This window comes from Streptomyces sp. ISL-94, from assembly GCF_018614075.1.
Taxonomy (GTDB): Bacteria; Actinomycetota; Actinomycetes; order Streptomycetales; family Streptomycetaceae; genus Streptomyces.
Window position 1 is genome coordinate 31,665 of record NZ_JAGGOZ010000063.1, and the last position, 26,042, is coordinate 57,706.

General features: G+C 70.5%; 23 protein-coding genes. 7 read left to right on the forward strand and 16 right to left on the reverse strand.

What is annotated here, in order from left to right:
* Nucleotides 1-54 precede the first annotated feature (54 nt).
* Nucleotides 55-900, reverse strand: a complete 846-nt coding sequence (locus tag J7E94_RS19985; protein WP_215017278.1) for a sulfurtransferase — start codon at nucleotides 898-900, stop codon at nucleotides 55-57.
* 176 nt (nucleotides 901-1,076) lie between these two features.
* On the opposite strand from J7E94_RS19985, the gene J7E94_RS19990 reads away from it, so the two are divergent.
* A complete protein-coding gene (locus tag J7E94_RS19990; protein WP_215017281.1) occupies nucleotides 1,077-1,880 on the forward strand; it encodes a VOC family protein in 804 nt (267 codons plus the stop codon).
* 6 nt (nucleotides 1,881-1,886) lie between these two features.
* On the opposite strand, the gene J7E94_RS35765 is transcribed toward J7E94_RS19990, so the two are convergent.
* Together J7E94_RS35765 and J7E94_RS20000 are read right to left on the reverse strand one after the other, a co-directional pair.
* Complete coding sequence (locus J7E94_RS35765) at nucleotides 1,887-4,391, reverse strand: MDR family MFS transporter (RefSeq protein WP_215017283.1); 2,505 nt, start codon at nucleotides 4,389-4,391, stop codon at nucleotides 1,887-1,889.
* Between the two features lie 85 nt (nucleotides 4,392-4,476).
* The gene (locus tag J7E94_RS20000; RefSeq protein WP_251056934.1) at nucleotides 4,477-5,541 is read right to left on the reverse strand and encodes a M4 family metallopeptidase; all 1,065 of its coding nucleotides are present in this window, start codon (nucleotides 5,539-5,541) and stop codon (nucleotides 4,477-4,479) included.
* A gap of 139 nt (nucleotides 5,542-5,680) precedes the next feature.
* Here J7E94_RS20000 and J7E94_RS20005 point away from each other — a divergent pair, with 139 nt between their 5' ends.
* The 4 genes from J7E94_RS20005 (at nucleotide 5,681) to J7E94_RS20020 (ending at nucleotide 10,283) form a co-directional block, all read left to right on the forward strand.
* A complete protein-coding gene (locus tag J7E94_RS20005) occupies nucleotides 5,681-6,424 on the forward strand; it encodes an RNA polymerase sigma factor (protein WP_374224469.1) in 744 nt (247 codons plus the stop codon).
* Entirely contained in the window at nucleotides 6,421-7,251 is an 831-nt protein-coding gene (locus J7E94_RS20010) for a hypothetical protein (protein ID WP_215017287.1), read from the forward strand. The genes J7E94_RS20005 and J7E94_RS20010 overlap by 4 nt, the downstream gene beginning before the upstream one ends.
* Nucleotides 7,252-7,338: 87 nt before the next feature.
* Entirely contained in the window at nucleotides 7,339-7,881 is a 543-nt protein-coding gene (locus tag J7E94_RS20015; protein ID WP_215017289.1) for a hypothetical protein, read from the forward strand.
* A gap of 32 nt (nucleotides 7,882-7,913) precedes the next feature.
* Nucleotides 7,914-10,283, forward strand: coding sequence for a bifunctional polysaccharide deacetylase/glycosyltransferase family 2 protein (locus J7E94_RS20020; RefSeq protein WP_251056935.1), 2,370 nt, complete (start codon nucleotides 7,914-7,916; stop codon nucleotides 10,281-10,283).
* Nucleotides 10,284-10,315: 32 nt separating this feature from the next.
* On the opposite strand, the gene J7E94_RS20025 is transcribed toward J7E94_RS20020, so the two are convergent.
* Both J7E94_RS20025 and J7E94_RS20030 read right to left on the reverse strand, forming a co-directional pair.
* Nucleotides 10,316-10,915 (reverse strand): thymidine kinase, encoded by a 600-nt coding sequence (locus J7E94_RS20025; RefSeq protein ID WP_215017333.1) that lies wholly within the window; start codon nucleotides 10,913-10,915, stop codon nucleotides 10,316-10,318.
* Nucleotides 10,916-11,062: 147 nt separating this feature from the next.
* Nucleotides 11,063-12,265 (reverse strand): plasmid pRiA4b ORF-3 family protein, encoded by a 1,203-nt coding sequence (locus J7E94_RS20030; RefSeq protein WP_308345364.1) that lies wholly within the window; start codon nucleotides 12,263-12,265, stop codon nucleotides 11,063-11,065.
* A gap of 117 nt (nucleotides 12,266-12,382) precedes the next feature.
* Here J7E94_RS20030 and J7E94_RS20035 point away from each other — a divergent pair, with 117 nt between their 5' ends.
* Together J7E94_RS20035 and J7E94_RS20040 are read left to right on the forward strand one after the other, a co-directional pair.
* Entirely contained in the window at nucleotides 12,383-12,586 is a 204-nt protein-coding gene (locus J7E94_RS20035; RefSeq protein WP_215017293.1) for a hypothetical protein, read from the forward strand.
* Between the two features lie 216 nt (nucleotides 12,587-12,802).
* A complete protein-coding gene (locus J7E94_RS20040) occupies nucleotides 12,803-13,513 on the forward strand; it encodes a hypothetical protein (RefSeq protein WP_215017295.1) in 711 nt (236 codons plus the stop codon).
* A 27-nt stretch (nucleotides 13,514-13,540) separates the two neighbouring features.
* Here the strand turns inward: J7E94_RS20040 and J7E94_RS20045 are convergent, their stop codons facing one another.
* From J7E94_RS20045 to J7E94_RS20095, 11 genes are all read right to left on the reverse strand, one after another.
* Complete coding sequence (locus J7E94_RS20045; RefSeq protein ID WP_215017297.1) at nucleotides 13,541-14,158, reverse strand: thymidine kinase; 618 nt, start codon at nucleotides 14,156-14,158, stop codon at nucleotides 13,541-13,543.
* Between the two features lie 122 nt (nucleotides 14,159-14,280).
* Nucleotides 14,281-15,069 carry a methyltransferase domain-containing protein gene (locus J7E94_RS20050; protein WP_215017298.1) on the reverse strand — a complete coding sequence of 263 codons (789 nt, stop codon included), beginning with the start codon at nucleotides 15,067-15,069 and terminating at the stop codon, nucleotides 14,281-14,283.
* Nucleotides 15,066-16,028, reverse strand: coding sequence for a PLP-dependent cysteine synthase family protein (locus tag J7E94_RS20055; RefSeq protein ID WP_215017300.1), 963 nt, complete (start codon nucleotides 16,026-16,028; stop codon nucleotides 15,066-15,068). The genes J7E94_RS20050 and J7E94_RS20055 overlap by 4 nt, the downstream gene beginning before the upstream one ends.
* A gap of 5 nt (nucleotides 16,029-16,033) precedes the next feature.
* Nucleotides 16,034-17,092, reverse strand: a complete 1,059-nt coding sequence (locus J7E94_RS20060) for a serine O-acetyltransferase (RefSeq protein WP_215017302.1) — start codon at nucleotides 17,090-17,092, stop codon at nucleotides 16,034-16,036.
* A 10-nt stretch (nucleotides 17,093-17,102) separates the two neighbouring features.
* The gene (locus J7E94_RS20065; protein WP_215017304.1) at nucleotides 17,103-18,410 is read right to left on the reverse strand and encodes a peptide ligase PGM1-related protein; all 1,308 of its coding nucleotides are present in this window, start codon (nucleotides 18,408-18,410) and stop codon (nucleotides 17,103-17,105) included.
* On the reverse strand, nucleotides 18,407-19,723 hold the full coding sequence (locus J7E94_RS20070) for an acetyl-CoA carboxylase biotin carboxylase subunit family protein (protein WP_215017306.1): 1,317 nt from the start codon (nucleotides 19,721-19,723) through the stop codon (nucleotides 18,407-18,409). Before J7E94_RS20070 ends, J7E94_RS20065 begins: the two co-directional genes overlap by 4 nt.
* A gap of 13 nt (nucleotides 19,724-19,736) precedes the next feature.
* On the reverse strand, nucleotides 19,737-21,002 hold the full coding sequence (locus J7E94_RS20075) for a glycine amidinotransferase (protein ID WP_215017307.1): 1,266 nt from the start codon (nucleotides 21,000-21,002) through the stop codon (nucleotides 19,737-19,739).
* A 1-nt stretch (nucleotide 21,003) separates the two neighbouring features.
* Entirely contained in the window at nucleotides 21,004-22,305 is a 1,302-nt protein-coding gene (locus J7E94_RS20080) for an MFS transporter (RefSeq protein ID WP_215017309.1), read from the reverse strand.
* 94 nt (nucleotides 22,306-22,399) lie between these two features.
* Nucleotides 22,400-23,560, reverse strand: a complete 1,161-nt coding sequence (locus tag J7E94_RS20085; RefSeq protein WP_215017310.1) for a cytochrome P450 — start codon at nucleotides 23,558-23,560, stop codon at nucleotides 22,400-22,402.
* Nucleotides 23,561-23,739: 179 nt separating this feature from the next.
* Nucleotides 23,740-23,898 carry a hypothetical protein gene (locus tag J7E94_RS20090; RefSeq protein ID WP_215017311.1) on the reverse strand — a complete coding sequence of 53 codons (159 nt, stop codon included), beginning with the start codon at nucleotides 23,896-23,898 and terminating at the stop codon, nucleotides 23,740-23,742.
* Nucleotides 23,899-24,821: 923 nt separating this feature from the next.
* Nucleotides 24,822-25,538, reverse strand: coding sequence for a hypothetical protein (locus J7E94_RS20095; RefSeq protein ID WP_215017313.1), 717 nt, complete (start codon nucleotides 25,536-25,538; stop codon nucleotides 24,822-24,824).
* Between the last annotated feature and the right edge of the window lie 504 nt (nucleotides 25,539-26,042).

The window sequence follows — 26,042 nt, forward strand, 5'->3', positions numbered from 1 at the left end:
GCGGGCAGGGGAAGGCCCTCGCCAGGGTCTCCCCCGCTCGACCGGATCCGGCCGCTACTGCGGCAACGGGCCCGTGGCCACCGGGCGGTCCGGGTCAGAGGACCACTCCGACCAGCTGTCGGCGTAGAGGTCGGCGGCGATGCCCGCCACCTCCAGGGCCAGCACCTCGTGCGCGCCGGAGACGCCCGACCCGCAGTAGACCCCGACCGGGGTGCCGCCGGACACGCCGAGCGCGGCGAAGCGCTCCCGCAGGGCGTCCGCGGGCAGGAAACGGCCGTCCGGACCCACGTTCTCCGTGGTCGGGGCGGAGACCGCGCCCGGGATGTGGCCGCCGACCGGGTCGATCGGCTCGACCTCCCCGCGGTAGCGCTCCCCCGCCCGGGCGTCCAGGAGGATCCCCGCGCGCGCCCGCGCCGCCGCCCCGTCCGCGTCCAGCAGTCCGGCCGGTCCCGAAGTTGGCTTGAAATCGCCCTCCGCAGGAGTCTCCCGCCCGGCCGACAGCTGACCCGCCTCGGCCGTCCACGCGGCCAGGCCCCCGTCCAGCACTCGCACGTCCGGGTGACCCGTCCAACGCAGCAGCCACCATGCCCGCGCGGCCGCCCAGCCCTGGCCGCCGTCGTACACGACCACCGGCACCTCCGCCGAGACCCCCGCCCGCCGCATCACCGCTCCGAAGGCTTCCGGGTCCGGCAGCGGGTGCCGCCCGCCCGACCCGGGCGGACCTGCCAGTTCGCGGTCGAGGTCGACGTACACCGCGCCGGGCAGGTGCCCGGCCTCGTACGCCGGCCGCTGGTCGGGGCCGCCGAGCTGCCAGCGGATGTCCAGCAGCACCGGCGGCCGGGAACCGGCCAGCTCGCTCTTCAGTTCGGCGGCGGAGAGGATCGCAGGATTCGCAGTCATGCGGGCCATCTTCCTCTCCGCCCGCCACCCGCGTAACAAGCCGGTCATCGGCGGGCCGTACCGATCCGGTCATCTCTGTCCCGGGCCCCGTCGATCCGGCGCGGTCCGGGCGCGCCGAGGCCTCCGGAGTGGAAGCATCAGCACCGGCAGGCGAGGCGACGGAGGAGACGGCTGACATGACCGAGGCAGCGGAGACAATGCGGCGCGCGCCTGGTACCCCGTGCTGGGTGAGCCTCATGGTGCACAGCCTCGGGACGACCGAGGACTTCTACGCGGATCTGTTCGGCTGGGAGTACGTACCGGGGCCCGAGCAGCTGGGTCCGTACGTCCGCGCCCTGCTGGACGGCCGCGAGGTGGCGGGCATCGGGGAGATGCCGCCGGACCGGCATCTTCCGGTCGCGTGGACCACGTACCTCGCCACGGACGACGCCGACGCCACGGCCGAGGCGATCCGTTCGTGCGGGGGGACGGTCGCGGTGGGTCCGCTCGACGCCGGCATCGCGGGGCGGGTGGCGATCTGCTCCGACCCGCTGGGCGCGATCTTCGGGCTGTGGCAGGCGCAGAGCCACATGGGGACCCGTCTGCACGGCGCGCCGGGGACCCCGGTCTGGAACGAGCTGGTCACCCAGGACACCTCGACGGTCGGCAAGTTCTACGAGCACGTCTTCGGCCACGAGGCGCAGACCCACTCGACGGCCTCCGACGACTTCGACTACCTGACGCTCCTCCTGGAGGGCCGCCCGGTGGCGGCGGTGCACGGTGTCGGCCGCTCGCTGCCGCACGACCGGGGCCCGCACTGGATGACGTACTTCGAGGTCGAGAACACCGACGAGGCCGCCGGCCGGGTCACCGACCTGGGCGGCCGGATCATCGACCCGCCCCGCGAGGGGCTCAGCGGCCGGGTGGCCACGGTCGCCGATCCGGAGGGCGCGGTCTTCGCCCTCGTCAGGTCGCCCGACCGGGGGCCGGACGCGGCGTGACGTCCGTCACCAGCCCCCCTTGTGCACCGGCGGCACGTCGCCGTGGGGAGCCTTGGCGGTGACCATCAGCCCGGCGATCAGGCCCGCGAGGAGCATGGCGCCGACCGCCCACCAGAGCGTGGAGGTGTAGCCGCGCAGCATTACTCCGGCGATCGGCCCGGAAGGCAATGCGTAGTGGCGCAGGCGGTCGGTGAGGACGGTGCCGAGCAGCACCGCGCCCATCACGCCGCCGAGGTGCTGGGCCGCGGTGACGGTCGCCGAGCGCGCGCCGGAGTGCTGGAGACCGGCGCCGGCCGTCGCGGTGGCGAAGACCGGCATGAAGGCCAGCCCGATGCCGAAGCCGGTGAGGAGCATGCCGGGCAGGACGTGGCTCACGTAGGCGCCGTCGGCCTCCAAGCCGGTCAGGAGCAGCAGTCCGAGAGCCGCGCACACCAGTCCCGCCGCGATCGGCACGCGGGGCGCGACACGGGGCAGCAGCCGGGCGGATACCTGGGTGGAGCCGATGACGAGCGCGGCGACGAAGGGCAGGAAGGCCACTCCGGTCCTGGCCGGGGCGTAGCCGAGGCCGCTCTGGAGGTAGAAGCCCAGCGCCGGGAACGAGGCGGCGATGCCGACGCCCGCCAGGAGCATGGCGAGCAAGCAGCCGATGCGGTCGCGGCCCCGGACCGTCGACAGCGAACGGAACGGCCCCGACGTCCGGGTCTGCGACCACAGGAAGGCCGCGAGCAGGCCGGCGCCCGCCACGAAGAGGATCAGGATCAGGGGGTCGGTCCAGCCGCTGTGGTCGGCCTCGGTGAGGCCGTAGGTGAGCACGCCGAACCCGCCGGTGCCGAGCAGCAATCCGGCCACGTCGACGCGGGCGCCGGTGCGGCCCTGGCGGTCGTGCAGCAAGGTGAAGGCGCCGATCAGTGCGATCACGGCGAGGAGGACGCCGGCGTACAGCGACCCGCGCCAGGGAAGGAACTCCAGGAGCAGCCCGCCCGTGAGCAGCCCGAACGCCGAACCGCCGCCCGCGATCGCGGCGTAGATCCCGAAGGCCCGGCCGCGCTCCTTCGGATCGGTGAAACCGCCGGCCACCAGGGCCAGCGCGGACGGCGTGACCAGCGCGGCGAAGACGCCCTCGAGGGCGCGGGCCACGACCAGCATGCCGGAAGCGGCGGCCAAGCCGCCGAGGGCGGAGGCCGCCGCGCATCCGGCCAGTCCGATGATCAAGGTGAGCCTGCGTCCCACGAGGTCGGCAAGGTACCCGCCGAGCAGCAGGGTGCAACCGAAGGCGAGCGCGTAGGCCTTGAACACGAGGCCCATGTCCCCGGCGCCAACGTGCAGGTCGGCTTGGACGGACGGCGCCGCCATGCCGAAGGACGCCGCGTCGAGCACCACCGTCAACTGCGCCAGTGCGATGACCGCCAGCCCCCACCACCGCCTGGGGTGCGCGGACTCCGCGTCCGGGGGCGGTCCGAAGCCCTGGCCGGGGATGAAGTGCGCCGGGGCCGTCGGGGCGTACGCGGGCGGCGGGGGGAGCAGCGGCGCCTGCGCGGGCGCGATACGGGGATCCGACTGCGCTGCGGCAGGCGCCTCGACGGGAGCTTCCACCGGGGTCGCCGCAGGCACTTCCGGGCCATAGTCCAGCAACTGGGCGGCATGGCGGACGAGTTGAGCCAACACCGCACCGGGCAGCCATTCCGAGGCCTGGTCCGTCGCCGTACGCGCGGCGATCTGCTCGGGGGTGGGCCGCTTGGCCGGATCCTTGTCCAGGCACGCGCGTACGAGGTCGACCAGCGCCTCCGGTACCCCGGTCAGGTCCGCCTCCTCCTCGGCGACCCGGAAGAGGTGGGCGTTCAGCCCGGTGTCCGCGGCCCCGAACAGCAGCCGCCCGGTGGCGGCGTAGACGAGGACGGCGCCCAGGCAGAAGACATCGCTGGCGGGGGTGAGTTCGAGGCCGCGGACCTGTTCCGGCGACATGAAGCCCGCCGAGCCGATCAGCATGCCGGTCCGGGTGTGCAGGCTGTCCCCGCCGAGGCTGTCCACCGCCCGCGCGATGCCGAAGTCGATGACGCGCGGGCCGTCGACGGTCACCAGGACGTTGGACGGCTTGAGGTCCCGGTGGATCAGGCCCGCCCCGTGCACGGCCTGGAGGGCAAGGGCGAGGCGGTTGGCGAGGGTGCGGACCGAGTGCTCGGGCAGCAGTCCGAAGTCCTTGGCGACCACCGTCTGGAGGTCGGGCCCCGGGATGTACTGGGTCGCCACCCACGGCACGGCGGCCTCGGGATCGGCGTCGAGTACGTCCGCCGTCCACGTCCCGCCCACCCGCCGTGCGGAGGCCACTTCCCGGGCGAAGCGCGAACGGAACTCCGGGTGTCCGGCGTGCTCGGCCTGTACGACCTTCACGGCCACGGTACGCCCGCCCTCGGAACGACCCAGATAGACCAGGCCCATTCCGCCCGCGCCCAGCCGGGCGATCAAACGGTACGGGCCTATGCGGGTCGGGTCCCCGGCGATCAACTGATCCACGACAGCAAGGTAGTCGAACTATCCAACCAACGTGAGCCCCTCAGCCGAATCGCGCGGGGACCTCTCCCGTGTTACCCGGCGGGCGTTACTGGATGCCGGGAATCTGACGGGCCTTGAACGCCTGGCGCACCGCGTCCGCGGCACTCGTGCCGTACATGCGCTGGGCGGTGGCGATCGTCGTCAGCGCCGCGTCCTGGAAGCTGGTGTCGGGGGCGAAGCCGAACTGTGCGTTGACGATGATGCGGTCCGCGGTTCGCGCGCCGAGCGCGCCCCGGATGTCGAAGAGGGCACGGGACCAGATCTCGCCGTCGGCGTGGACCTCACCGACCCGGTCCGCGTAGACCTTGTTCCCGTCGACGCGGCGCAGGCAGTGCGGGGCGGAGCTGTACGTGACCGAATCCCAGTCGGCGACGCACGCGAGGTCGGCCTTCCTCGGCCACCCGTAGGCGGCTTCCGCGTGGGAGCCGACCTCGACGGCCAGGTAGTCGCCGAAGGCCTCGCCGATCGCGCCGGCCTCCGGGGAGGTGCCGAAGCCGGGGACCTGGGCGTTGTGCACCGCGTGCCCGTATTCGTGGACGATCACCTCGGCGTCCTCGGCGTCGTCGACGCCGCCCTTGCCGAAGCGGATCTCCGCCTTCTTGTCGGTGAAGAAGGAGTTGTCGGCGCCCCATTGGTTGATGCGGACGGGCTGCGCCCGGTTGTTGGCCCCGGGCAGTTCGGTGCCGAAGCCCAGGCCCTGCAGGTACTCCTGTGCCTCGTTGACCCAGAAGTAGGCCATGACCTGCTCGAACTGGTCGTCGGCGCGGGTGAGGCCGGCTACGTCCGCGACGTTCGCCGAGGCGCCCGTGTCCGATCTGACGTAGGCCCACTTCCCCGAAAGTCCGCCGCTGCCGTCCAGGTTGCGCAGCGCGGCCGTGGCGTAGGCGGAGGACGGCACGGCGTCGGCCGCGTCCTTGGCGTCGGTGAGGGTCTCGTCGCCCGAGGACTGGACGGGGTTGACCATGAAGATACGGGCCTGGGGCAGCGCCTGGGGCGCGGCCGAGCCTGAGGCCGTGGCCGGCCCGGCCAGGGCGAACAGGGCGAACAGGGCGAACAGGGCCACGGTGGCGGTGGCCGCGGCGGTGAGGCCGCGGGGTGTGCGGCGGTCCATGGACATCCTCCGGAGTGGGATGTGGTGCGCATGACAGGTGATGCGGCGTGATCATTGCGCACCCCCACCCGCCTTGGCCAGGGCTCGTACGCATCCGGTTCGGGCGGGCCGTACCGCATGCGTACCGCATGATGACCCGGTGCAGAATGCGGAGCGGTCCGACGAGGCCGAGGACGAGACGGCGAACCCCGGGGTGCCCATCCCACGCGGCGCCGCGGAGATGTCCGAGCAGGTGAAAGCGGCCCAGGACGGTGATGAAGCCGCGTTCGGGGCGTTGTTCCGTGCTGTGCAGCCCGGCCTGCTGCGCTACCTGAGGGTGCTGGTCGGCGCGGAGGCCGAGGACGTGGCCTCGGAGGCGTGGCTGCAGATCGCCCGGGACCTGGGTTCGTTCCAGGGGGACTTCGACGGTTTCCGCGGCTGGGCGGCGACGATCGGCCGGAACCGGGCGATGGACCTGTTGCGCGCCCAGCGCCGCCGGCCGGTCAGCGGGGTGCCGGTGGAGGACCTGCTCGGCGACCGGCCGACGGCCGACGACACCGAGGCCTCGGCTCTGGCCACGGTCGACACGACGACCGCGCTGGCTCTCATAGCCACGCTGCCTCGCGACCAGGCCGAGGCCGTGCTGCTCCGAGTGGTCATGGACCTGGACGCGGAGAGCGCCGCGCGGGTGCTCGGCAAGCGGGCCGGCGCGGTGCGGATGGCCTCGCACCGGGGCCTGCGCAAGCTCGCCGCACGGCTCGGAAGCAGGCCGCGGCGGGCGGCGGCAGCGGCCGCGGGAGCGGTGACGGCGGCGCACCCGCCGGAGACCCCGGAGGCGCCGGAAAAAAGTTCCGGCCAGGGAGTGACACCGGCGACGGCGCCAACGCTGAAGGGCATGAGATGAGCACCAACCGTCCCCGTCGGATCGACCAGAACACCGCCGAGCAGCTGCTCGGCCGGGGCCCCGCCGCGGCGACGGGCGGCCACGACGCCCTGGCGAGCCTGCTCAGCGCCGCCGCCGCTCCCGCTGCGGAAGGTGAGCTGCCCGGCGAGCAGGCGGCGCTGGCCGCGTTCCGGGCCGCTCGCCTCGCACCTGATCCCGTCACTCGGCACCACCCCCGGAGGCAGCCGATGCGAACGCCGACGCTGGCGAAGCTCCTGAGCGCGAAGGTCGCGGCCGTCGCCGTCGCCACCGCGCTCGGCGGCATCGCCGTCGCGGCCGGCACCGGCCACCTGCCCGCCGTACTGCCCGCCGTACTGGGCGGCGATCCGGCCCGCAGCGAGCCGGGGCCGGCGGCCACTTCCGCCGAGGCCACGTCCGGCGCGGTGCGGCCCGCCGCCACCGGCAGCCCCCTCGCGCCCGTGCCCGCGGACCTTCCGGAACTGTGCCGCGCCTACCTCCAGGCGAGCGGGGCGCATCCCGAGCAGGCGCCGGCCGAGGAGCGCTTCGTCGTTCTGGTCGCCGCGGCCGGAACCCCGGAGGACGTCCCCCGCTACTGCGCGGCGGCGCTGGACGCCCCGGGTGTCCCGAGCGCCGAGCCGGCGGACCCTGCAGGCCGTCCCCCGGCAGGCCGGCCGAGCGGCCGCCCGACGGCGCGGGCCCAGGAGCCCGGCAACCGGCCCACCACGCCGGGGACGGCCCAGACCCACACGCCGGTCGGACCCGGCGACCACCAGACCGTCCCTCCGGACCGTCGGCCGGACGCCCCGACCACGCGCCCGAAGGGGTAGCCCCGCAACTCCCGCCTCGCCCCGCTCCGCTTCCCCCACCGCCGGCCCTGATCCCGCTTCCCGCTACCCCCTAGAGGCCCCCCACCGATGCAGCGACGACTTGGCACCCTGAGCGAGGACACCGTGCCGATCCCCCGCGTCACGGACGGCGACCCGGGCCGGGCGCAGGCCCCTCGGCGGCACGCTCCCGAGCCGAGCCCCGTCTTCGTCGACGCCTCCGGACGCAGGCAGCGCCGGGTCCGCCGGGCAGGGCGTCTGCTGGTCATACCGGCCGCCGCCTACGTCGTTCTGCTCATCAGCACCCTGCTGGGCGGCCCCACGGTCCGCTCGCCGTTCCTCCCCCCGGCCCCGGCACCGCAGGCCCCCAGGTCCGAAGCCTCGCCGACCGCCCCGAGGCCGTCCTCCGGCAAGGCGGCGGGCGTGAACCCCACCCGGTCCGCCGCCCCTTCCCCGGCTGGCACCGCGGCCGGCCGTCCGGCCGTGCCGAGCCCGACCGGGGCCCCCGTCACCTCCCCGACGCCCGCGGCCACCCAGGGGAACGGCGCTCCCCCGGCGGCGGCGAGCACCGCGCGCGGTCGCCCCACCGCCGCACCCGGCCAGGGCGGCGGAAAACCCACCTCCCACCCGTAAGCCCCGAACGCAGCAGGCAGGAAGCACCCTCGTTGTCCAAGAACCTTCGCCGCCAGGCGCCGTCCCGCGGCCGGCACAGCACCGTGCGCACTGTTCCGCTGCGCACGCACTGGCTGCTGCTCACCACGCTCGTGCTCACCCTCTCGGCCGCGCTGCTGCTCCAGGGCTACACCCGGCACATGTTCGACGCCACCGCCGACGGCGCTCCCCGTGGCCGGGGTTCGGCCGCTTCCGTACCGGCGCAGATAGCCTCCGGCGGCCCGGTGGTCGAGGGGGCGGTGGGCCGCACCGCCGGACCGGCCGCCCGCACGATCGCGCTGACCTTCGACGACGGCCCCGACCCCGTCTGGACACCGAAGATCCTCGACGTCCTGCGCCGCAACGACGTCCGCGCCACGTTCTTCACCGTCGGCACCCGCGTCGCCGAGAACCCCGGGCTCGCCCGCCGGATCGTCGAAGACGGCCACCAGATCGGACTCCACAGCTTCACCCATACCGACCTGGGCACCGCTTCCCCCTGGCGGCGCTCCCTGGAACTCCGCGAATCACAGCTCGTCATCGCCGGCGCCACCGGTGTCACCACCCCCCTGCTGCGGCCCCCGTACTCCTCCGGCAACAGCGCGCTCACCGACGCCGACTGGGACGCCGTCGTACAGGCCGGGCAGGAGGGCTACCTCACCGTCCTCACGTCCCTGGACAGCGAGGACTGGCGTCGGCCGGGCGTCGAGCGGATCGTCGCCAACGCCACCCCCAAGGGCGCCGGCGGACAGGTCCTGCTGATGCACGACGCGGGCGGCGACCGCTCGCAGACCGTCGCCGCCCTGGAGCAGCTGCTGCCCCGCCTCAAGGCCGCCGGGTTCACCTTCTCCACGGTCGGCGACGCTGTCGCCCTCCCCACGGCGGTACAGCCCGCGGGGACCGCCGAGCACTGGCAGGGCCTCGCCCTGATCACCGCGCTCCGGACCAGCGACTGGATCATCGAAGCCATCTCCTGGCTGCTGTGGGCAGCGGGCGCGATCAGCCTGCTGCGTGCCGTCGCCGTTTTCGTCGCCGCCCGGCGCCACGTACGGATGCGCCGCAGGCCGTGGGGGGCTCCGGTGACCGAACCCGTCAGTGTCATCGTCCCCGCCTACAACGAGAGCGCCGGCATCGAGGCGGCCGTCCGCTCCCTCCTGGCGTCCGATCACCCGGTCGAGATCATCGTGGTCGACGACGGCTCCACCGACGGCACCGCCGACCTCGTCGAAGCCCTCCAGCTGCCCGGTGTCCGGGTCATCCGGCAGCAGAACGCGGGGAAGCCGGCCGCGCTCAACACCGGCATCGCCGCCGCCTCCTGCAACCTGCTCGTGATGGTCGACGGCGACACCGTCTTCGAACCGGATGCCGTCCGCATGATCGTCCAGCCCTTCGCCAACCGCCGCGTCGGCGCGGTCTCCGGCAATGCCAAGGTCGTCAACCGGGGCGGCCTGCTGGGGCGCTGGCAGCACATCGAGTACGTCGTCGGATTCAACCTCGACCGCCGCCTGTTCGACCTCGCCGAGTGCATGCCGACCGTCCCCGGCGCCGTCGGCGCCTTCCGCCGCGAAGCGCTGCTACGCATCGGCGGGGTCAGCGACACCACCCTCGCCGAGGACACCGACCTCACCATGGCCCTGTGCCGCGACGGCTGGCGCGTCGTCTACGAGGAGCGCGCCAAGGCCTGGACGGAGGCGCCCGCCTCGCTCGGCGCCCTGTGGAAGCAGCGCTACCGCTGGTGCTACGGCACCCTGCAGGCGATGTGGAAGCACCGCGGCGCGCTCACCCAGCGCGGCCAGGCCGGCAAGCTCGGCCGCCGCGGCCTGGTCTACCTCCTCACCTTCCAGGTCCTGCTGCCGCTGCTGGCCCCCGTCGTGGACGTCTTCGCGGTCTACGGCCTGGTCTTCCTGGATCCGCTGCGCATCCTCGGCCTGTGGACCGCGTTCCTCCTCCTCCAGGCCCTGATGGGTCTGTACGCCTTCCGCCTCGACGGGGAACGGCCCGGACCGCTCTGGAGCCTGCCCTTCCAGCAGTTCGTCTACCGCCAGCTCATGTATCTCGTCGTCATCCAGTCGGTGTTCACCGCCATCGCCGGCTCACGTCTGCGCTGGCAGCGGATGGAGCGCTACGGCAGCCTCCAGGTCCCGGCCGGCGCGGCCGAATCCGCGCCGCCCGCCCACGCCCCCGAGCCCCCGCACCATCCGGCCCCCGTACCGCCGGGCCTGGAACTCGCCCAGAGCTGGACCGAGGAGGCCCGGCGCGCCGCGGCCCTCGCGCCGGACGCCGGCTACTACTCGGATCTCCCGCGGGCCGCCCGCCCCACGCCGCACGCGTACGGTCAGGAAGCGCCCGCACAGCAGACGCCCGGGCAGACCCACTGGAGTTGAGCCCGGGGAGACGCCGGTGCGACGGGAGGCGGTCAGCCGGAGGTGACGGGGAGGACGTCCGGGGAGAGGGCGCCTGCGTGGGCCGCGGCCGAGGTCATGCGGCGGCGGTGGTGGCGGCGGCAGAGGACCTCGTAGCCGATCTCCTCCGCCGGGCGGTTCACGTCGCCGACGACGACCTGTTCGCCCTCCACGACCATCTCGCCGCCCACCGTACGGGCGTTGTGCGTGGCACGGGCACCGCACCAGCACAGGGCCTCGACCTGGAGCTGCTCTATGCGGTCGGCGAGTTCGATCAGGCGCTGGGAGCCGGGGAAGAGCTTCGTGCGGAAGTCCGTGGTGATGCCGAAGGCGAACACGTCCATGTCGAGGTCGTCCACGATGCGGGCCGGCTGGTCGATCTGCTCCGGGGCGAGGAACTGCGCCTCGTCCACGATCACGTAGTCGGCCTTGCCGCCCTTGGACAGCTCGTTCACCAGGTACGCGTACAGGTCCATCCCCACGGTCGCCTCGACGGCCTCCGTCACCAGGCCGAGGCGGGAGGAGAGCTTGCCCTCGCCCGCCCGGTCGTCCCGCGTGAAGATCACGCCCTGGAGTCCGCGCGCAGACCGGTTGTGGCCGATCTGGAGCGCCAGCGTCTTCTTACTGGGGCATCCGCCATGTCAGCTGAGCCGGGACCGCTCCCCGCAGCCCTTCGGCACCGTCCGACTCTCGGGCGCGAGAGTACGAGGGCCGCGCGCCCACACCGAGCCCGCCCGAGGGTTGCGCCCGGGACGGGTGGGTCACATCTGCTGGAGTCTGTCATTGGCTTCGCCGGGGGTGAACCGGGCCGGGTCGAACCCCACCCCGGAGTCAAGGCCAAGCCACCGCACGAGGTCGGCGTGCTCCGTCCGCGTCGGATCGGCGAGAGTCCGCTTGAGGTCTTCATAGGCCCCGGCGCCTCCGCAGTCCTCAGGAGGGCAGGCGCCGGAACCGGCTACGCAGACGGGATAGCTCCGGTCCGCCTCGGCTGCAATCCGGTGCTCCACCGTGACGCGGTGGTCCCAGGAGTCACCGAAGTCGTACGTGTACACAAGGCTCCCGCCCTCCTTGAGCAGGGCGCCGAGGGTGACGCCCCGCTCGTCCCCGAAATCGAGCTCGGTGTTGGCCCGGCCGTACTGGACGCCGTCCACGGTGAAGGCGTGCATATGGCTGTTCTCCCAGCCCATGACAGCCTGGATCACAGCATGCACTTGGTCGAGCCGGGCCGCGGCCGGCACCAGCACACGTCGCCAGACCGCCGGTTCGACAACGTCCTCCAGATCGATGCGCAGCTGGAACACTGGTTCTCCGGGGAGCGGTTCGCCGCGTATCACGGCCACGGCCCGCCTGCCCTGACCGGTCAGCTCCACGGTGTCGTCGTCGCTTCGGACGGCCCCGAGGGCCGCGAGGACTTCGAGCAACAGCCGCACGTCACGGTCGTTGCTACCGCGCCAGGTCCGCAGCCGCTCGGGCGGCACATCGTCGAGAATGTAGGGAGCGGTCACCGCCTGCCACACCGCTCTGCGCAGCGCGTCGCCGGCGACCGGGCCGCGAGCCGCGTACAGCCGATGCAGCAGCGTCCGCAGGCCGGCGGCATACTCCTGGGAGAAGACCGACTCAAGCCACCCCGAGACCAGTACGGCACTCCCGATGCGCGGTACCGCTTCGAAGAGGGCGTTCCACAGGCCGTCGGGCCGGTCGAGCAGCCGGGCGTTCTTCTTCACCGGGAGCAGACGGCCACCGGCAACCCTCAGCAGTCGGGCGGCCTTGGCCCATTCCGCCAGCAGGTTGAGGTGGTACAGCTCCTCGCTGGACTTCGTCTTGAACCTCCGGTCACCGATCACCGGGTCCATCTGGTCGCCGGTGCCCAGCAGCTCCACCAAGGTCCGGGCGTCCGCGAGAGTGATGCGGCCGGTCTGCGTCAATTTCCGTCCGGCGCCGATCCACCCGACCAACTCCCGCACCTGTCCCACTGTCTTTCCATGAGACTCGTCCACAACCGCTCCGTTCCGTGCCCTCGCCGCCTCGCCGCCTCGCCGAACCTACCCTCTCGCACCGCCGTCAGCAGTAGGGTGCTTCCGGTGAGCGAGTACCAGTACTACGAGTTTCAGGCCCTCGACCGGCCGCTGAGCGGCGACCAGCGGGAAGCACTGCGGAGCGTCTCCAGCTGTGCCAGGATCACCGCCACCAGCTTCACCAACGAATACCACTGGGGTGACCTGCGGGGGAATCCGCTAACCCTGGTGGAGCGGTACTTCGACGCCCATCTGTACGTCGCCAGCTGAGGCACACGCCGGCTGAAGCTTCGCCTGCCTCTACAGCGCCTGGCCCTGCGCAGCGTCCAACCGTACGGTCTCGGCCACCACGTCGAAACCTGGGCCACCCGAACCCACCTTCTCCTCGACCTGACCAGCGAGGACGAGGGCGGCGACTGGGTCGAGGGAGCCGACGATTCCCTGGCCTCGGTCATCGGCGTACGCGAGGAACTCGCCACCGGCGTTATGCGGCCCCTCTATCTGGCGTGGCTCTCCGCCCTCTCTGCCCGGGAAGCCGAGGACGACGACGAAGAGGAGTACCAGTCCTCCCTGGAGCCTCCCGTCCCCGCCGGCCTGGGCGAACTCACGGCTCCGCAAAGCGCGCTCGCGGACTTCCTGCGCGTCGACAGCGACCTGCTCACTGTCGCCGCACAGAGCAGCACCGCGGCGCCGGAACCCGCGGCCCGTCTGACACGGAAGGAGCTCGCGCGACTCGTCTCCGCCCTCCCGGACGAGGAGAAGGACGCCCTACTGGTGCGCCTCGCCCTCGGCCCGGAACCCCACTTGCACAGCGAACTCGTGCACCGTCTGCGGGAAACTTCCGCCCCGGCGACCGCACCCGGTCGCCGGACCGCCGCCCGGCTGCTGGATGCGGCGCACACCCGCCGCGCCGAGCGCCACGGGCACGCCGAACGCGACCGGTTGCGAGCCCGCGCCACGCGCCTGACCGCACTCGCCGCCGAAGCGGACGTCATCTGGAACCAGGCCGAAGCACACATCGCCTCCAAGAAGACCAGTGCCTACGACGCGGCTGTCGCCCTCCTTCGTGACCTGCGCGATGCCTGCGCTCACGCCGGACACGGTGTCGATTTCCAGCAGCGTCTGGGGCTCCTGCGCGACACCTACCGGAGCCGGCCCGGCCTCATCCACCGTCTCGACAGTCACGGTCTCCGGTAACTCGGCCGCCGGCATGGAAGAAGACGGTCAGGCGTGGTTGACCGGGAGGACGTCCGGGGAGAGGGCGCCGGCGTGGGCAGCGGCCGAGGTCATCCGCTTGCGGTGGTGGCGGCGGCACAGGACCTCGTAGCCGATCTCCTCCGCCGGGCGGTTCACGTCACCGACGATCACTTGGGCGCCCTCGACGACCATCTCCCCGCCCACCGTGCGGGCGTTGTGCGTGGCGCGGGCCCCGCACCAGCACAGGGCCTCGACCTGGAGCTGCTCCAGGCGGTCCGCCAGCTCGATCAGGCGCTGCGAGCCGGGGAACAGCTTCGTGCGGAAGTCCGTCGTGATGCCGAAGGCGAACACGTCCAGCCCGAGGTCGTCCACGATCCGGGCCAGCTGGTCGATCTGCTCCGGGGCCAGGAACTGCGCCTCGTCCACGATCACGTAGTCCGCCTTGCCACCCTTGGAGAGCTGAGCCACCAGGTACGCGTACAGGTCCATGCCCTCCGGCGCCTCCACCGCCTCCGTCACCAGGCCCAGGCGCGAGGACAGCTTGCCCTCCCCCGCACGGTCGTCACGGGTGAAGATCACGCCCTGGAGTCCCCGCGCATCGCGGTTGTGGGCGATCTGGAGAGCCAGGTCCTTTTGCTTGGGCATTCGCCATGTGTGGGTAGCGCACCAGCGCGTCACTGCGCGTACGGGTATCCCTGCCTTCCTGTCGGAAGCCAACCCGTTTCGAGCCGTTGCCGGTTGCCCCGACCGGAGACAGAACCCCCGGTTCAGGAAGGCTTCGTGGCGGTGAAGAGGTACCGATTCAGGCTGCAGAAATAGTCGTCGCCGAGTCCACGCAGGTCGTTCGACCAGGCGGCGACCTCGTCATCGGTCAGTCCGTTGCGCCCGACGACGTACGAGGCGACGATGTCGATCAGACCGGCGCTGTACGTGTCGCGCCGGTAGCCGACGTTGAGGAGCGGTATGACAAGTGGTGGGGACGTCTCGAAACCGGCCCGGCGCAACGCCGGGAGAAGGGTGCGGGGGAGGTGCGAATCAGCGAGATGCTGATCCCATGCGGCGAGCATCCGGGTCATCCGTGGCTGATCGGTGCAGTGCCACACGAGGGAGTCCCAGTCGGTGTCCAGCACCGCGACCCGCCCGCCCGGCACGAGTACCCGGTGGATCTCGGCGAGCGCGCCTGCCACGTCCACTACGTATTCCAGGACCTGCGTCGACACTGCCACGTCGACGCTCGCATCGGCGCACGGCAAGTGATCCGCCGCCGCGGGTCGCAGGTCGACCTTGGCCCCGCCCGGCACAACAGCCCGGGATCGAGCCAGCGCCAGCATGCTTTCGCTCACGTCGACACCGATGACGTGACCGTGTGCGCCGACGGCCGTGGCCATCTCCGCAGCCAGCAGACCTGGTCCGCACCCGATGTCGAGCACCCGCTCGCCGGGCCGCAGCTCGAGGGTGTCGAGGACCGTGCGGCGCTGCGCGACGACATCCGGTGTGCGGTAGGTCCGCTCGACCCTACGTGCCGCTTCCGCGTTGAAGGTGAGCATGTCGGTCATGATGTGCTCCTCGGGTGAGTGGTCTCGCCGCGCTCCGCGAGCTCGGCGAGATAGTCCTGGGCAGAGTCGTAGGCGAAGGTCAGAATCCGTGTGCCGGGGCGGCAGGTCCGCGCACAGGCGAGTGCGGCAACGACGTTCGCCGCGGAGGACAAACCGACCGCAAGGCCTTCGACCCGCATCAGCGTCCGCATCATCGTCGCGGCCTCTTCCTCGGTGACGACGATCTCCTCGTCGATGAGCGCGACGTCGAGATTGGCGGGCACCAGTCCGACGGCCAGACCTTGCAATCGGTGCGTGGTGAACCTGTTCTCCGTGAAGGAGCATCCTGGAGGCGTGACCGCGACGATCCGCAGATCCGGTCGGTGTCGGCGCAAAGTCCGGCCGATTCCGGTGAGATGCCCGCCGGTCCCGACCCCAGCGATCATCACGTCCGGCAGCTCGCCGGAGAATGCCTCCAACAGCTCGATGGCGGTGGTCCGGTCGTGCACGGCCGGGTTCGCGGGGTTGGCCTGCTGGTTGAGCAGGATCCAGTCCGGGTGCTCGATCTGCAGTTCCATCGCCTTCTCGCCGTGCGAGTTGCCGCCCAGCCGGTGATCGGACAGCACGATCTCGGCACCGAACCCTCGAAGGAGCCGCTGCTTGGCTGGGCTGTAGTTGTCCGGGATGACGAGGACCAGGCGGTATCCGAGCAATGCGGTGACCATCGCGAGCCCGATGCCGGTATTCCCACCGGTGGGTTCGAGGATGGTCTGCCCGGAGCCGCGAACGAGGAACCCCTCGTGCTCGGCGGCCAGCACCATGTTGAGCGCGATCCGTACCTTGTGGCTTCCGCCCGGGTTCAGCATCTCCAGCTTCAGGTACACGGTCCGGTCCAGGCCGGCGGTCAGCCGTCGGAGTTCGAGCAGCGGCGTCCGGCCGATGAGATCCAGCACCGACGAGGCGATCACAGGCGTGACCATGTCCATCACCTCGACCCGGCCTGTGACGCGGTGGAGCCGGCTCCACCGTCGCGCGTTCGCCGGACACCGGCGGCGCGGGGTACCAGGATCGACGCACTGGTGCCGTCGGGCACGGTCAGCCGGACATGCGCAGGGGGCTTGCCGGCCGTTGCGTCCAGCCCGAGCAGCAGATGCCGGCTACCGCGGTCGAGTACCACCACCGGTGTGGCGTTCCGGTAGCGGCCGGACAGTCCCTCCACGCGGAGGCCGGGATGAGCCAGACCGCTGCCGCGCACCAGGAGGAGGCCTTCGCCGATCACTTCGATGGCGGTGACGCCGATGGTGGTTCCGCCCCGGATCTCCTGATACTGGTTCAACACGCTCACCCGGGCGCCTGCCGGGATGTCGCACTGCACGAGGGCATGGCATCCGACCACGACATCGTCGCCGATCTCGACCGGGCCGAGAATACGTGCGAACGCGCCGATCTCGACTCGCGAGCCGATGGCCGGGTGCCGCCGGCCTCGCGGATTGTCCGCGATTCCCGTCGATCCCAGGACGACACCCTGCAGGACGTAGCAGTCGTCGCCCAGGCTCGTTGTCTCGCCGATGACCGTCCCCATGCCGTGATCGACCACGAATCTCCTGCCGATCACGGCCGCCGGGTGGATTTCGACCCCCGTCTCCACCGTGGCCTGCTCGGCAATGGAGCGCGCGAGTATCCGCAGGCGACTGCCGTCGGCATCGGAGCGCGGGGGCGTGCCGAGGATCGAATGTGCCAGTCGATGGCTCAGCACTGCCCGGAAGCATCGGTAGGAACCCACGACCTCACGCCATGAGCCGTGGGCTGCGGGATCTCGCTGCGTGAAGGCGAGCAGGTCGCCTTCCACCAGGTCGACGAGCTCCGGTGAGCACGGCTTCCACGCCCCGAGCGTCGAGCGGATCTGGCGCATCCGCGGACGCGCGACGTCCCGCAGCGCGGCAGCCAACGCCTCGTGCCGCTCCCGGGTCTCCACATCGCCCACGGTGATCATGCGCGGAAGCCGGGTGGCGGCGACCTCGCCCGGCGAACGGCTACTTCTCATCAACGAACGGCTACTCCTCATCGAACAACCTCCCCAGCTCACGTTGGTATGCCGCTTCCTCCTCCGGATCGCCGCAGACGATCACATAGAGGAACCCGCCCTTCCCGGATGCCTGCGAGACGGGCATCGTCATGAGCACGCCGCGCCGTCGATCACGGTCGAACAGGAGGCCGGCGTCGGCCACGGTCTCCAGGAAGCCCGCAGTGGAGATCGGCTTCCAGGTCTCGGGGGTGAGCCGCTGGCTGAGCATCGTCATCTCGTCGGGCGACAGGCCCGCCATGATGTCGTAGAGGTGAGTGGATGTCGTCGTCCGGGCGTTGACCTCGGTGAAGGCGATCCGCCCGTCCCCGGTGGCCACCGCGTCGGCGCAGAGCTGCCCTCGGTATCCGATGCCGTGGTAGGCACGGGCAAGGGTCTCGGCCCCGGAGACCAGCTCCAGATGTTGTGACTCGGTCAGCGAGCGCGCCGGGAAGGTCTCGAAGGCAAGCCTCCGGTCGATGAAGGACAGGCGGCCGACGCCCCCCAGCTCGACCCCTGCATCGGTCACGGCGTACTCGGCGTAGTAGCTGGCGGTGGCATCGAGCAGCTGCTCGACCACGACGGCGTACCTGCCGTCCGCGGATGCCCAGTCCCACCGGTCACGCCAGTACCGCGACACGGCGTCCTGCCGGCCGTCCAGCTCGTGCACGGTCCGGCCGCCGATGTGCTGGGGTGCGTGCCTGCCTGGCCGCAGGACCATCTCGTTGCCGGACCCGGCCCCGTGGTGCGCCATCTTCACCATCACGTCGTGGCCGGCGTCCAGCAGCCACTGGGTCGCCGCAGTCGCCTCGAGGTGGCTGCGGCACACCGACCCCGCCGCGATGCGCACCCCGCTACCTGCGGCCAGGGCTCGGAACGTCGCCTTGCTGTTGGCCAGCTCACCGCCGCCCTGGGCGATGAAGTCGGCTCCCGGCAGGCAATCCCGGATGCCGAGCTGTGATGCGAACTCGCTCAACTGGGCGGACGGGAACAGGCTGAACACCTCGGTGACGCAGGCGACGTCCCGGGCGATCGAGTCGAGGAACCGCCGGTCGAACAGCGCGAGGAAGTCGATCCGTCGCCTGCCGTGCAGGCCCTCGGGACACAGACGGACGTCCACCCGGGACATGTCGGTGCCTTTGACCCTGCCGACGTGCTCGACGAAGGCCGGATCCGGCGTGTCGGAGACGAGGACGAGATCGCCTTCCTCCGCGAACCAGAACACGCGTTGCGCCCAGGCTCGGGGGTCCGGCCGGAGAAAGAGGGTGTCGTCGATGTCGTTCGCAATCAAGAGTCTCATCGCATGCCCATCGCCGGTGCTCGGTGCGTGAGGCGGAGGGGCGCGCCGACCGAGGCGACCGTGCTCCTGGCCTGGAGTGCGGCGCGGCCGCGCTCGTCGTGGATCGCTCGTACCCGGGCCACGGCCTCGGCCATGACGTGCCAGCACTCGGCTTCGTCCGCCGCGGCGACGGTCGCGTACCCGATCCCGGCAGACGAGGTCTCGGACATGTCCCGCATCGGCACGCCCAGGGGAACGAGAACGACGTCGTCGACGCCCGGGATGGCCCTGATGTCGGCCTCGTGCACGGTGTTCGGGAACCCGGCCACCGACGGCAGGTGAACCCATCCGTGGACCTTGTCCGGCGACGCCGTGAGCGTTTCCACCTCGTCTCCGGTGAACAGCTGCGTGGCGGCGGCGAACAGGTCGAGGCCGATCGTCTTCTCAGCCACCGTCCACAACCCGCTGCCGCCGGGTCGGCAGGCGAGTTCGTTGGCGACGAACTCGCCCGGGTGGCCGAACGCCTCGAAATGGAAGACGCCGGTCTCCAGGCCGAGCGCCTTGAGCGCGCGCGTCGCGAACTCGTTCGCGGCGGCGTACGCGCCGCGATGCTTGGCGGGAGGCAGGCCCATCGACCGGGTCGGCTCGCCCTGCTTGGTGCACAGCAATGGTTCGCCGTACCGGGAGACCATCAACCTGCCGATCGATCCGTTCTGGATGATGCCGTCGAAGTGCCATTCCGGGCCGTCGATGAACTCCTCCACGAGAACCCTGCGCAGCTGAGGGTCGTGCCGCGCGACCCGCACGATGTCGTGGGCGGTCTCTGCGACGGACACCGACTCCGCGCCACCGGCGGCCGGGGGCTTGACGACGACCGGGAACTCGAGGCCGGCCGCGGCCAGCAGCGTTCGCACGGCGTCGACGGACTGCGCCGCCGCCTCCGGCAGGACCACGAACTTCGCCGTCGGGACGTCTGCCTCGCGCCACTTGGTCTTCTGCAGGGCCTTGTCCCGGCAGGCGAGTGCGACGGCGGGGTCCAGGGCTATGGCGTCGAGCTGCTTGCCGAGGATGGCGGAACCGACGACGCCGTACTCGTTGGTCGTCAGTACGGCGTCCACCTTCGGCATCGGTCCGAGGTGGTGCAGAGCCGACCACAGCGCTTCCACATGGCGGTAGGAATCGACCGCGCAGGCGCGCGTCGCGAGTTCCCTGAGCCCGGGGGTGCGGTACATCCGGTCCCCGTCCGCCGCCTCGTACAGCACCGTGATCTCGTGGCCGCCGCGGTAGAGCCCGCGGATCGCCTTGGGATGTGCGCCGATGTGCAGAACATGCATGGTCTTTCCTCCGTCAAGAGTGGGTGATCGGGTCGTGGTGAATGCGGACGCCCAGGTCGGCGCCGGGTGCGTGCCGCGGAGTGCGATCCGGAACGGCGAAGTACTCCTGGCACTCGCCGGTCCGGCGGACGTCCCAGGTCGCGCAGTGCAGCGAGCCGCCGAACTCGTAGACATTGCGGAACGGGACCGTGAGGACCTCGAACCCCAGCCCGCGCAGCAGCTCGTGCAGGTTCTTCTCGCTCGCTTCGCAGACGACCACGTCCGGAGCGACGCTCAGCAGGTTCATCGACAGCCACTTGGAGGACTGGCTGTAGCGGGGCATCTCGTCATTGCCATACGCCGGCGTCGGCGCATCGACGAGTCGCCATCCGTTGCGGACGAAGAACTCCCGCTCATCGGCCTCGAGCGGCCGGTCCGGGTTCGTGAGCACCAGCCCTGGTCGCAGCGGGACGAATGTGCAGTCGATATGAGAGGGAAAGAGATCGAGCGGGAAATGCAGCACATGGACCCGGAAACCGCGAGGTTCGAGTTCTCTTCGCAGCCAGCGGATACCCGCCCGGTTGGTCGTCATGGATTCCTGGACGAAGATGTCCCGGCCCGCCCTGGTGATGTCAGCCGCATCGAAGAGCACTTCGTCCTGCGTGACGCAGAACTCGAAGTCGTGCATCCTCGCGTGCCGCTCGGCCAGGGTCAGCTCCCAGAATTCCGGACGGTACATCGTGTCGCTCATGGAGGGCTTCGGCGCCGCGGTCCACACCACACGCTCGTCGGCGGTCCAGTAGCGGTAGACGAGGCTCCGGTACGGCAGGTACTCGAAGAACCTGGCCCGCCGCGACATCGTGGCCTCGATGATCTGGTTTCCCACCGTGATGAGGACGTCGCGAGGACAGACAGAGCAGTACTGGTTCGCGACCTCGAAGGACGGCGTCTTCACGGCCGCCGTGAAATCAGCGGCGTCGGGACGGCGAACCGTCACCCCGAGCGTGCGCAGGAGCTCGGCAAGCCCTTCGAGCTCCTCGTTCGCGCGAGCTGTCACATCGGGCGACTTCGGCCCGGTGGGAAAGCGCTGACCACTGGGGGTCCCCCGGAGTTGGGGGCGGTACCCGGATTCGGTCGGTTCGAAGCAGGCTCCGTCCGCGCGGCCGATGAGGATCTCCTCGAGCGGGTCCCATTCGTTCCACGAATTGACGATCGGGCCGGCAGACGCGCCTGGCCGGGGCGCCCTCGACACGTCGGCGTCGATGTCCGCCTGCTGCGGCGAAAAGATCTCCAAAGTCATGTCAATCCCTCTCCGAGTCGGCATATACCTTGATTTCAGATGGCTCCCTGGCGAGTTCCTCGGTGGTCGCCCGGTCCGAGGACTCGGATTCCCACCGAACGAACTTCGGCAAGGCAGCGGCCAGCAACGCTGCCGCGAGAACGGATGTCGCGCCGCCGATGACGGCCGACAGGCCGGGTGAGGTGATCGCGCCGAGCGCGCCGGCGCGCATACCGCCGAGCTGTGGACCTCCGGCGCCCACGACGAATTCGACCGCGCTCACCCTGCTCCGGTAGTTGTCGTCCACCGTGGTCTGGACGATCGTCGTGAGGAAGACGACGCTGATGACGTCCGCCACACCTGCGACAACCAGGAGCGCGATCGCGAGTACCGGAACCTGGACCAGCCCGAAGATCGCGATGCAGGTTCCCCATGCGCCGGCCGCGAGCAGCATGCCCCGGCCCTTGCGGGCGGCCCCACCGGCCCGCCCGGAGAACAGCGATCCCAGGACGCCTCCGACGGCCGGCGCCGCCATCAGCATGCCGAGCGTCTCGGCATTGCCACCCAGATTCAGATCATTGATCGCCGGAAGCAGCGCGGTCGGGGTCGCGAGCAGCGTCAGGCTTAGATCGGCGAGGAACGCACCCCTGAGGACGTCGTTCACACGGATGTAGCGCAGGGCGGCGACGATCGCCTTGGCACCGGGGCGGGCGATCAATCCTTGCGGCGGCATGGCCGGAAGCTTCGCGACGACGTAGATCGCAGCGATGAAACTGAGAGCGTCCACGGCGTAACACACCTGCAGTCCCCAGACCCCGGCGACCGCACCGGCGAGGATCGGACCTGCGATCCCGGCGAAATGCATGGTGAGCATGGTGAGGGCGGCGCCTGCCGGGATCTGGTCCTTGGGCAGCAGGTGCGCCATGAAGGTCCGTTTGGCCGGGACGCTGACGGCGCCGAGGGTCGACTGGGCGATGCAGAGGACATACAGCAGCCAGAGCCGGTCGTTCCCGGCGATGGCCTGCACGGCGAATGCCAACGACACCGCCACCTGGCCGCCACCGGCGAAAAGGACGATCTTCCTGCGGTCGTACGTGTCGCCGAGCGTGCCTCCGACGAGCGCCATGGACAGCATGGGAATCACGGTGCACAAACCGATGACGCCGACCGCCAGAGTGCTCTTCGTGAGCAGATAGACCTGGAGCGCCACGGCGAAAACGGTCATCTGTCCGCCAACACCGGAAACGGCTTGCCCGATCCAGAGCCGGCGGAATGCCGGCGACTGCCGCAGTGGCGTCACGTCGAGCGTCAGCTTCCTGTCCATGCCGTCCAGATCCTTCCTCGCTCGTGAAAAGGGGTCGGTTGCGTCGAGCAGACGCAATGCGTTCTCGGCACCACGCCTGCGCTCCCGCTTGGGATCAATGGCGAAGACTCACGGGCAGCGCTGCCAGATTGCGAAGCGTCGCGGAGCGCATGTATCTGGGCTCGCCTGCCAAGGTCAATGCCGACGGCCGCTCGTTCAGGAAGTCGATGAGCTCATACAGCCAGTCCGTTGCGAGTTGCGCGCCGGCACAGATGTGCGGACCCCATCCGAATCCCAGATGCTGGTTGGGCGAACGGTCGAGAATGAGCTCATCCGGCTGGGCGAAGTACTCCGGATCCCGGTTGGCAGCGGCGAAAAGGGTCACGACGGCCTCACCCTGCTCGATCGTGGTGTCGCCGATCTTCGTTCGCTCGGTCGCCACCCGACTCGTGCCCTGGGCCGGGCTGCAGAAGCGGATCAGCTCCGCCACCCCCGTAGCCATCAGCCTGCGATCGCGCAGCCGATCGAGCACGCGTGGATGCTGCAGCAGAGTCAGGACGACGGCTCCGGTCGAGGCATAGACCGTGCTGTAACTGGCGTTGAAAACCGCACTCACCGTGTTCCGGACGTATGTGTCCGGCATCGCTTTCGTGTGCGGACTCTCCCGCAGGCTCGCGATCATTCCCGGAAGCCGGGTCTTCGCGAACCACGCCTTCATCATCGCGTGAAGTTCGAGTCCCACTTCCTCCCCGGGCTCGGTGTGGCCCGGCTCGAGCCCGCTGTCCATCCGCCGGGTCAGCCCTTCGAAGATCCTCACGTAGGTTTCCAGCGCCGGCGGTTCCACGCCGACCAGGTCACAGGTGATCTGCAGCGCGAGTGGGGCCGCGACCTCACTCATGAGGTCGAACTCGTCGCGATCGCGGAGCCGTTCGAAATGCCCCTCGAGATCGGGTCGGGCACGGCGGCAGATGTCCCGGGTGTCCGGCGCCCGCATGGCGTTGATGATCAGAGCACGCAACCTCGCCTGCTCCGGCGGGTCCTGGTATTGGATGTTCATTCGTTCATCGGGAACGTCGGCGCCGACTCGGCGCAAGTCCCGAGCCCACAACTCATGGTTGCGCAACACCTCTCGGCAATCGCGGTATCGAGTGAGTACCCAGGACTGCATCTGCTCGTGCCAGAACACGGGCGCACGGGCGCGCAACTCGGCATAGACCGGATACGGGTCGACAATCGTTGCCCAGTCCAATGGGTTGTAGCTGATGGACGTCGTCATTGGCTTTCGTTCCTGTCTTAGGTCACGGCGGATCATGTGTGAAGCGAGGTCGGGCCCGGCGTCACTCGGGCCCGACCTGCTCGAACTAGAGGCAGTGGTCGTAGCGCATGGCAACCCCTCCTTTCCGGTGGGAAATATCGGCCGCGGACTCGCGCGGCCGGGGCACAGAAATCCCCGGCCTAATGTGCGGCATAGCGGCAGGAGAGGGACGAAATCGCCTTGGCGTGTTCTACCGGCGATGCGAAGGCCGCCGCCGGGACCAGCACGACGGTGCCGGCCAGGGCCACGGTGGCCGTGGCCATAAACAACAGACGACGCGTCCAGGAATACCCATTCATCGGACTCTCCCTCGAGTTATGCGGGGATTTCCCTTTTGGCCCGCAGAAATGAGACGAAAGCTCGGCCTCGCATTCGTTATCAGTAGGAGTGTGAGGCCCTGGCTTCAAATAAACCCGACCGGGCAATACGGGTCATGCCACTAAAAAGCGTGACTTGACATCCTCGCGCAATCTGGATATAAGCCATGCCTCATGCTGCGAACGAGGGACGGGGCGTGATATCATGCGGCCGACCCGTTCGGTCTTGTCTCCAGCGAGAACGAACGTGGCCAGATCGCAGATCGCGGTGCGGGACACGCCGTCGCATGGCGTTCTGCCGACTCGTCGTCCCGGTTGTGCACGGCCTCGCCGTCAGGGCGAGCCAAGCCCGCCTTCTGCCAGGCTGAGACCTTCCCTGCCCCATCGAGTCCCGCGCACGACGCGGGCACGCCGCCTTGCCGGCGCGGACGGCTTCCTGGCTTCGCTCCGGCCTGCCGGCGCCTGGCGGCGCGCTGCGTGCGGCAGGTGGCGAGGGAGTTCCCTCTGCGGCTGGAGCGGTCGGCTCCACGGCCTCGTGCAGCCACTTTGACCGCGCAGGAGGTGGCGCACAGCAACGACGGCCCGCATCACGGCCGCGGGCCGCAGCGTGCACCTGCGGCGCCCTGCTCGCCGTGATCGCCCAGACCCAGGCCACCGCCGGCTACACCGTCCTGCTTCTGGTGCAGCCGCGTAGGTCGCCGTCCTGCTGCTTGTCGCGAGCACCACCGCGTTGGCCGGGCCGCCCTGACCCGCCGTATCACGACGCTCGCCCGGTACGGCCCCGCATCACCGCCGCCGTCCCGGCCCCCTACCGGCGCCCGCGTCAGGCAGCCCCGACCACCATCCGTCCGGCAGGCCGGCGGTGCGCGTGTCACATCAAGGGTCCGGGTTCCCGTAGCCGCTGCTCACTTGCCCTTCGGCCAGTCGTAGCTGCTGGGCACGTCGACCTTCACGTCTGCCGGTCCGTATACGAGCGCGATCTCGTCGTGGTTCCGCAACTCGATCGCGGCCGGGTTGCCGGGGCGCTCCTTGCCGTTCACGTAGGCGTGGAATTCGTTGCCGCCGCCGGCCTTGAGCCCGCCGATGGAGTCAGGCGTGAGGGCGACGTCCCATTCGGTCATGAACTGACCGAGGGAGAAAAGGGCCTTGCCCGGGGACTCGACGTGGATCACCCCGTTCACCACGTGTGTGTGCAGCGGGCTGATCTGCTGCGCCTTCTGGTCGATGCCGATGTTCCCCGGGACGGCCACCGGCTTGCCGTTCACGATGACGTCCAGGTGGACGTGGATGTGCTCGACGTTGCCCTCCTCGCCCAGCATCGGAAGCCCGGCTGCCGCGACCCGCGCAGAAGCATCACTCGACGCGGCCCACGGCGGACTGGTCGTACGGCCCGAGGCGGTGTTCATCGGAGTGGCTGGTATGCCGGCCTCGGGAGCCGTGGAACGGGACGGCCCGCCGCTTGTGGAGAGCACCGCGATCGTGAGCCCGGCGATGACCACGGCGACCACGATGCTCACGATCAGTGTGAGCCGCCGTCGGCGGCGGCGTTCGGCACGCCCCGCCTGTTCACGCAGCGCGGCAGCTCGGGCACGACGGCCCTGCGGCGATCTCCTGTCAGGCATGGGAGACATGAGACGGTCACTGTTCCTCGGCAGTCGGGCGACCACACCCTGCGCGGAAGCCGGACAATTGGACGAGCCCCATCTCAAGGTTACGCGTCGGCGCCACTCGGCGCCCCTCGGTAGCAGCCTTGACAGAGGCCCTGCGCACCGAGGCGGGCCCGAAGCCCGACCTCCACAAGGACCACACGCCATGACTGGCATCTGGCTCCCCTTGGCCGCGACGCTGCTCGCCGCCGCTCTCACGTACGTGTGCTGCATCCGCCCTATGCGCAAGAACAGTGGCTGCTGTCCGCCCGCACCCCGGCGCACTGCACACGGCCTCGACAAGGAGCACAAGCAGACCACGGCACGACCGCCGTCAGCACTCCACTCCGCGTGCGTACGAGAGGTCGTATGCGGCCTCAACCGTGGCCACGGGTCCGGAAGCCACAGGTCGCGCCCGTTCCCATCTGTGTTTACGCCCCAACGGCGCCGAGCTCCCCGGCGTCACCGTGGCAGCAAAGG

Coding starts and splice junctions, on each gene's coding strand:
- J7E94_RS19985 (WP_215017278.1), bottom strand. CDS start 900: ATGACTGCGAATCCTGCGATCCTCTCCGCCGCCGAACTGAAGAGCGAG.
- J7E94_RS19990 (WP_215017281.1), top strand. CDS start 1,077: ATGACCGAGGCAGCGGAGACAATGCGGCGCGCGCCTGGTACCCCGTGC.
- J7E94_RS20000 (WP_251056934.1), bottom strand. CDS start 5,541: ATGGACCGCCGCACACCCCGCGGCCTCACCGCCGCGGCCACCGCCACC.
- J7E94_RS20010 (WP_215017287.1), top strand. CDS start 6,421: ATGAGCACCAACCGTCCCCGTCGGATCGACCAGAACACCGCCGAGCAG.
- J7E94_RS20015 (WP_215017289.1), top strand. CDS start 7,339: ATGCAGCGACGACTTGGCACCCTGAGCGAGGACACCGTGCCGATCCCC.
- J7E94_RS20040 (WP_215017295.1), top strand. CDS start 12,803: ATGCGGCCCCTCTATCTGGCGTGGCTCTCCGCCCTCTCTGCCCGGGAA.
- J7E94_RS20045 (WP_215017297.1), bottom strand. CDS start 14,158: ATGCCCAAGCAAAAGGACCTGGCTCTCCAGATCGCCCACAACCGCGAT.
- J7E94_RS20050 (WP_215017298.1), bottom strand. CDS start 15,069: ATGACCGACATGCTCACCTTCAACGCGGAAGCGGCACGTAGGGTCGAG.
- J7E94_RS20055 (WP_215017300.1), bottom strand. CDS start 16,028: ATGGTCACGCCTGTGATCGCCTCGTCGGTGCTGGATCTCATCGGCCGG.
- J7E94_RS20060 (WP_215017302.1), bottom strand. CDS start 17,092: ATGAGAAGTAGCCGTTCGCCGGGCGAGGTCGCCGCCACCCGGCTTCCG.
- J7E94_RS20065 (WP_215017304.1), bottom strand. CDS start 18,410: ATGAGACTCTTGATTGCGAACGACATCGACGACACCCTCTTTCTCCGG.
- J7E94_RS20070 (WP_215017306.1), bottom strand. CDS start 19,723: ATGCATGTTCTGCACATCGGCGCACATCCCAAGGCGATCCGCGGGCTC.
- J7E94_RS20075 (WP_215017307.1), bottom strand. CDS start 21,002: ATGACTTTGGAGATCTTTTCGCCGCAGCAGGCGGACATCGACGCCGAC.
- J7E94_RS20080 (WP_215017309.1), bottom strand. CDS start 22,305: ATGGACAGGAAGCTGACGCTCGACGTGACGCCACTGCGGCAGTCGCCG.
- J7E94_RS20085 (WP_215017310.1), bottom strand. CDS start 23,560: ATGACGACGTCCATCAGCTACAACCCATTGGACTGGGCAACGATTGTC.
- J7E94_RS20090 (WP_215017311.1), bottom strand. CDS start 23,898: ATGAATGGGTATTCCTGGACGCGTCGTCTGTTGTTTATGGCCACGGCC.
- J7E94_RS20095 (WP_215017313.1), bottom strand. CDS start 25,538: ATGCCTGACAGGAGATCGCCGCAGGGCCGTCGTGCCCGAGCTGCCGCG.